This window comes from Caulobacter sp. SSI4214 (genome assembly GCF_012184455.1).
Classification (GTDB): domain Bacteria; phylum Pseudomonadota; class Alphaproteobacteria; order Caulobacterales; family Caulobacteraceae; genus Caulobacter; species Caulobacter vibrioides_E.
This window is the reverse complement of sequence record NZ_SZWJ01000147.1, coordinates 1-5,579: the sequence shown is the minus strand read 5'-3', so window position 1 is coordinate 5,579 and position 5,579 is coordinate 1. Positions and strand designations below refer to the sequence as shown.

At 68.8% G+C, this 5,579-nt stretch carries 3 protein-coding genes and 2 pseudogenes; 4 read left to right on the top strand and 1 reads right to left on the bottom strand.

All coding sequences use genetic code 11. From position 1 onward, the window contains the following. Positions 1-555 (bottom strand): annotated as a pseudogene (locus tag FCU40_RS22390) (hypothetical protein); the annotation flags it as partial. Between the two features lie 424 nt (positions 556-979). Between FCU40_RS22390 and flgK the strand changes: the two are divergent. The 4 genes and pseudogenes from flgK to FCU40_RS22370 all read left to right on the top strand — a co-directional run. Then, positions 980-3,088, top strand: a complete 2,109-nt coding sequence (gene flgK / locus FCU40_RS22385) for a flagellar hook-associated protein FlgK (RefSeq protein WP_168078008.1) — start codon at positions 980-982, stop codon at positions 3,086-3,088. Positions 3,089-3,091: 3 nt separating this feature from the next. Continuing rightward, positions 3,092-4,015 carry a flagellin gene (locus FCU40_RS22380; protein WP_168078006.1) on the top strand — a complete coding sequence of 308 codons (924 nt, stop codon included), beginning with the start codon at positions 3,092-3,094 and terminating at the stop codon, positions 4,013-4,015. A gap of 67 nt (positions 4,016-4,082) precedes the next feature. Beyond that, positions 4,083-5,303, top strand: coding sequence for a tRNA 2-thiouridine(34) synthase MnmA (gene mnmA / locus FCU40_RS22375; RefSeq protein ID WP_168078004.1), 1,221 nt, complete (start codon positions 4,083-4,085; stop codon positions 5,301-5,303). 55 nt (positions 5,304-5,358) lie between these two features. Beyond that, positions 5,359-5,579 (top strand): annotated as a pseudogene (locus FCU40_RS22370) (DUF4126 domain-containing protein); the annotation flags it as partial.

The following is a 5,579-nucleotide window of genomic DNA, read 5'->3' as shown; positions in this document are numbered from 1 at the left end:
CGCGGTCTGGGTCGGGACCTGAGCCGGAACCTGCATGGCGGCGATCAGGGCGGCGGCGGCCTGGGCCGCGGCGTCCTTGCCGTCGACGGCCGCGTCCTGGCTGGCCTTCTGGGCAGACGCGTCATCGGCGGCGCTGGCCTTGGCGTCCTTGGCTTCGGCGTTCTTGCCCTGGGCGTCCTGGGTTGCCTTGCGGTCATGGACGGCGTCGGCGCGGGCGTCCTTGGCGTCCGAGGCCTTGTCCGAGGCCTTGGCGTCGGCGGCCGCGTCGCTCCTGGCGTCGCGGGCCGCGTCGGCGCGATCGGAAGCCCGATCGGCGGCGCGCGTATCACTCCTCGAGTCCGAGCGGGGGGCCGCGTCCGACGGCCTCGAGTCGCGGGTGTCATCGTTCGCATCGGCCCGCGAGGGCGCCGGAGCCCGGGGCGGCGGCGCGCTGTCGTCGTGATTGGCGCCGACCGTGGCCAGCAGCGTATCGAAGCCGTCGCTGGGCGACTTGACGCTCGCCACCGGAGTCGGGGCGGGCGGCAGGGCGGCGGGGGGTGCGGCGATCGCGGTCATTCGCAGTCGGGCTCGGTTCCGGCGGCGCTCCATGACGGACACGCCTTTGTGCGGCGTTCCCCTACGCAACGGTCGGGCCAACTCCCAAAATCGAACCAAGACACTGATTTAATTGATATTAATCCTCCATTTACGAAGAAAAATACTGGTCCGTGTGGCGCTTTTTGCCGGGTGGCGACGCCGTCGAAGGGCCTGGCTTGCCGCGTCGGCGCGTCGCGGGTTCGGTTGGCGCCCTCCTTGCGCATGGTTCCTCGTCGAATATCCGACGCCCGGAACAAATCGCCATGAATTTCAGTGGCTTGGCACATATCGGGGGACTGATCCCCTCCCCGACCCGGCAAGTTTCGCCGGGCAAGGGCGCGTCGCGTGTTGCGCGGTTTGCCGGGCGCGAATGGGCGATGCGCGCGTCTAAGGGAGCATCCGCATGTCGCTGAGCGCGATCATGAGCACGGCGACGTCCGGCATGATGGCCGCGCAGACCGGTCTGCGCGTCACGTCGGACAATATCGCCAACGTCAACACGGCCGGCTACGTCCGCAAGACGATCAGCCAGTCGAACCTGATCTCCAACGGCATGGGCGTCGGCGTCAGCATCGACGCCATCAAGCGCGCCACCGATCGCTTCCTGCAGTCGGCCTCGCTGAACGCCAGCTCCGACAGCGGCGCGGCGGCGGCCAAGTCCGACACGCTGAACAGCGCCCAGCAGCTATTCGGCGACCCCAGCAGCGACAGCAGCTTCTTCACGACGCTGGACAACGTGTTCTCGGCCTTCTCGGCCGCTCAGGACACGCCGTCGTCGATGCTGCTCCGCGGCCAGGCCCTGTCCAATGTCGACACGTTCCTGAGCGAATCCAGCCGCATCACCTCGTCGATCTCCAAGCTGGGCAAGGACGCCGACACCCGGGTCTCGGCGGACGTCGACCAGGTGAACGACCTCTTGAGCCAGATCGACGGCCTCAACAGCGATATCACGCGGGCCAAGGTCGCCGGAGCCGACTCCACCGGGGCCGAAAACGTCCAGAGCGGTCTGATCGACCAGCTCTCCAAGCTGATGAACGTCCAGGTCAGCCCCCGCGCGGCGGGCGGCGTCATCCTGCGCTCGACCGAGGGCCTGAACCTGGCCGGCGACGGCGCGGCGAAGATCACCTACCAAACCTCGGCCACCGCCAACAGTTATCTGACCGTGCAGCTGGCCACCGGGTCGGTGAACCCCACGCCCCTGAACATCTCGAGCGGCGAGATCAAGGGCCTGATGGATCTGCGCAACGCCGACCTGCCCAATCTGTCGGACCAGCTGGGCGAATTCACCTCGCGCGCGGCCGAGGCGATCAACAAGGCCTCCAACGCCGCCTCGGCCGTCCCGGCGCCGAGCGTTCTGACCGGCCGGAACACCGGCCTCGACGCGCAATCGGCGCTCAGCGGCTTTACGGGCAAGACCACGATCGCCCTGACCGACAGCAGCGGCGTCATCCAGCGCCGCGTCGACGTCGACTTCGACGCCGGCACGATGACGGTCAACGGCGCGGCGGGCCCGACCTTCACCCCGGCCAACTTCATTGCCCAGCTGAACACCGCCCTCGGCGGCCAGGGCTCCGCTGGGTTCTCGAGCGGCGCCCTGTCGCTGTCTGGAACTGGCGGCCTGGGCGTGGCGGTGGCCGACGATCCGACCACCCCGTCCAGCAAGATCGGCAAGGGCTTCAGCCAGTATTTCGGCCTGAACGACATCATCCGCACCGACGGCTATTCGCCCTATGAGACGGGCCTTCAGCCCACCGACCTGAACGGCTTCACGGGCACGATGACCATTCGCCTGACGGATTCGGACGGCGGACGCATTCGCGACGTCAATGTCGACATGCCCGTCGGCGGCACGATGCAGGACATGATGGACGCGCTGAACTCCCGCGCCACCGGCGTTGGGATGTACGGTCAGTTCAATCTGAACGCCAAGGGCCAGATCAGCTTCGTCTCCAACACCACCTCGCCGGTGACGATGTCGGTCGTGGCCGACACCACCGAGCGGGGGACCGGCGGCCCTTCGGCCAGCCAGCTCTTCGGGATCGGCCCCGCCGAACGCAGCACCCGCGGGTCGAAGTTCTATGTGAACACGGCGATGGAGCAGAACCCGGCCCTGATCCCCTTCGCCAAGCTGGACACCACCCAGACGGTCGGCGGCAGCGCGGCCCTGGCGGTCGGTGACGGGCGCGGGGCGCTGGCGCTGGCCAAGGCCGGCGAAACCACGCTCGACTTCTCGGCGGCGGGCGACGCCTCGGCGGCCACCATGACCGTCTCGCGCTATTCCTCGCAATTCGCGGGATCGGTGGCCCGGCAGTCGGCCAACGCCTCCAGCCGCAAGGACGCCGCCGATGCGGTGAGCAGCGAGGTGCAGAGCCAGAGACAGTCGGAGGAAGGCGTCAACCTCGACGAGGAACTGATCAACCTCACCACCTATCAGCAGGCTTTCAACGCCTCGGCCCGCCTGATCCAGGCGACCAAGGACATGTTCGACACCCTGACCGGCATCCTGAGATAAGCCATGACCCGCGTCTCGACGATCCAGAACTACAACATCATGACCTCGAACCTGATGAAGGCTCAGATCAACCAGAACACGGCTGGTCAGGAGGTCTCGAGCCAGAAGGTCGCCACGGACCTGAAGGGCTACTCCAAGGACGCGGAGATGCTGACCGCCATGCGCGGCACGCAGGCCCGCATCGAGGGCCTGATCGACCAGAACAAGCAGGTGACCAACAGGCTGGCCACCCAGGACAGCGGCATCGGCAAGGTCGCCGACTCCACCAAGAGCGCCCGCGACGCCGTCGCCAACGCCTTGGCCGCCGGCAACGCCACGACCCTGATGCAGCAGCTCCAGTCCAGCTTCAGCGACGTGGTCCAGGGGCTGAACACCAAGTCGAACGGGCTCTATGTGTTCTCGGGCGCCAAGACCGACACGCCCACGACCTCGGCCTCGACCATGGCCGACCTGACCGCCGGGCCGCCGACGGCCGCGCTGTTCAACAACGACCAGTATGTGGCCACCGCCCGGATCGACGAGCAGACCAACGCCAATACCGGGATCCTGGGCGACAAGCTGGGGACTGGCGTGTTCGACGCCTTCAAGTCGATCCAGGCCTATGTCGACGCCAACGGCCCGTTCACCGGCAACCTGACCGACGCCCAGACCCAGTTCCTGAAGAGCACCCTGTCGACCTTCGACACCGCCTACAACGGGGTCGTCAACATCCAGGGCCAGAACGGCGTCACCCAGAAGCGCTTCGAGAGCGCCCAGACGGACCTCTCGAACCAGGCCGACACCCTGACCTCGATGGTCGGCGGCATCACCGACGTCGACATGGCCAGCGCCATCACCCGCCTGCAGTCCGCCCAGCTGGCCGTCCAGGCCTCGGCTCAGGTGTTCAGCAGCCTGCAAGCCTCCTCGCTGCTGAACGTGCTGAAGTAGGCGCCCTCGACGTCACAGGGAGGGGCGCGAACTCGCAAACCCGCTCCTCAGCCGCTATATGGCGGCGATGACCGCCGACGCCTCGACCTCCGCCGCCCCGCAAGACCCCGACGCCCTGATCGCGCGCGCGGTCGAGCAGGCGCGCGCGGCCGTCGGCCTGCCGGAAGGAACGCGGATCGTCGCGGCCATGTCCGGCGGCGTGGACTCCACCGTCACCGCCGCCCTGCTGGCCCGCGCCGGCTACGACGTGGTGGGCGTCACCCTGCAGCTCTACGACCACGGGGCGGCGATCTCGCGCAAGGGCGCTTGCTGCGCCGGCCAAGACATCCTGGACGCCCGCATGGCCGCCGAGCGGATCGGCATACCGCACTACGTCCTCGACTACGAAAGCCGCTTCCGCGAACAGGTCATCGAGGACTTCGCCGACGCCTATCTGCGCGGCGAGACGCCGATCCCCTGCGTGCGCTGCAACCAGACGGTCAAGTTCCGCGACCTCTTGGACGTCGCCCGCGACCTCGGCGCCGAGGCTATGGCCACCGGCCACTACGTCCAGCGCGGGATGCCGGCGGGCGCCAACCGGCCGCAGCTGCGCCGCGCCGCCGACCCGGCCAAGGATCAGAGCTATTTTCTGTTCGCCACCACGCGTGAGCAGCTCGACTTCCTGCGCTTCCCGCTGGGCGGCATGGACAAGCCGACCGTGCGCGCCGTCGCGGCGGGCCTCGGCCTCTCCATCGCCGACAAGCCCGACAGCCAGGACATCTGCTTCGTGCCGGAAGGCAAGTACACGACGGTGATCGACCGCATCCGCCCGCACGGCGCGGAGCCCGGCGATATCGTGCACCTGGACGGCCGCGTGCTGGGCCGCCACGAGGGCGTGACCCGCTACACGATCGGCCAGCGCCGGGGCCTGAACGTCGCCGTGGGCGATCCGCTGTTCGTGGTCCGCATCGACGCCGACAAGCGCCAGGTCGTCGTCGGCCCGCGCGAGGCTCTGCTGACCGCCGCCCTGACCCTCAAGGAAGGCAGCTGGCTGGGCGGGCAGGACGACCTGGACACGGCCGCCGCCGAGGGCCAGCCGGTCCTGGCCCGCGTCCGCTCGACCCGCGAGCCGGTGCCCGGCCGCCTGACCCTGCTGGACGGCGAGGTCGCCGTGGCCTTCGACGGGACCGAGGAAGGCGTCGCTCCCGGCCAGGCCTGCGTGCTCTACGATCCGGCCGATCCCGAGCGCGTTCTGGGCGGCGGGTTCATCGCGCGGGCGGTGCGCGCCATGGATTTCGCGCCGGCCTGATCGGATCGAAAGACCTCCGCCAGGGTTCCGCAAGGAACACCCCCTGGAGGTCCCCATGCTTCGATCCCTGCTCATCGGCCTTTCGGCCGGCTCCCGCGCGCTGACGCCGCTGGCCACGGTCAGCGAGGCGGCCCGGAGCGGCCAGATTTCCGACGCCAATCCAGCCGTGCGACTGCTGGCCCATCCGTTGTTCTCGGCCGGTACCAAGGCGCTGGCGGCGGGGGAGCTCTGGGGCGACAAGCTGAAGTCGGCGCCGGACCGCATCGTGCCCGCCGG

Excerpts from the sequence above, each read along its gene's own strand:
- FCU40_RS22380 (WP_168078006.1), top strand. The coding sequence starts at position 3,092 with ATGACCCGCGTCTCGACGATCCAGAACTACAACATCATGACCTCGAAC.
- flgK (WP_168078008.1), top strand. The coding sequence starts at position 980 with ATGTCGCTGAGCGCGATCATGAGCACGGCGACGTCCGGCATGATGGCC.
- mnmA (WP_168078004.1), top strand. The coding sequence starts at position 4,083 with ATGACCGCCGACGCCTCGACCTCCGCCGCCCCGCAAGACCCCGACGCC.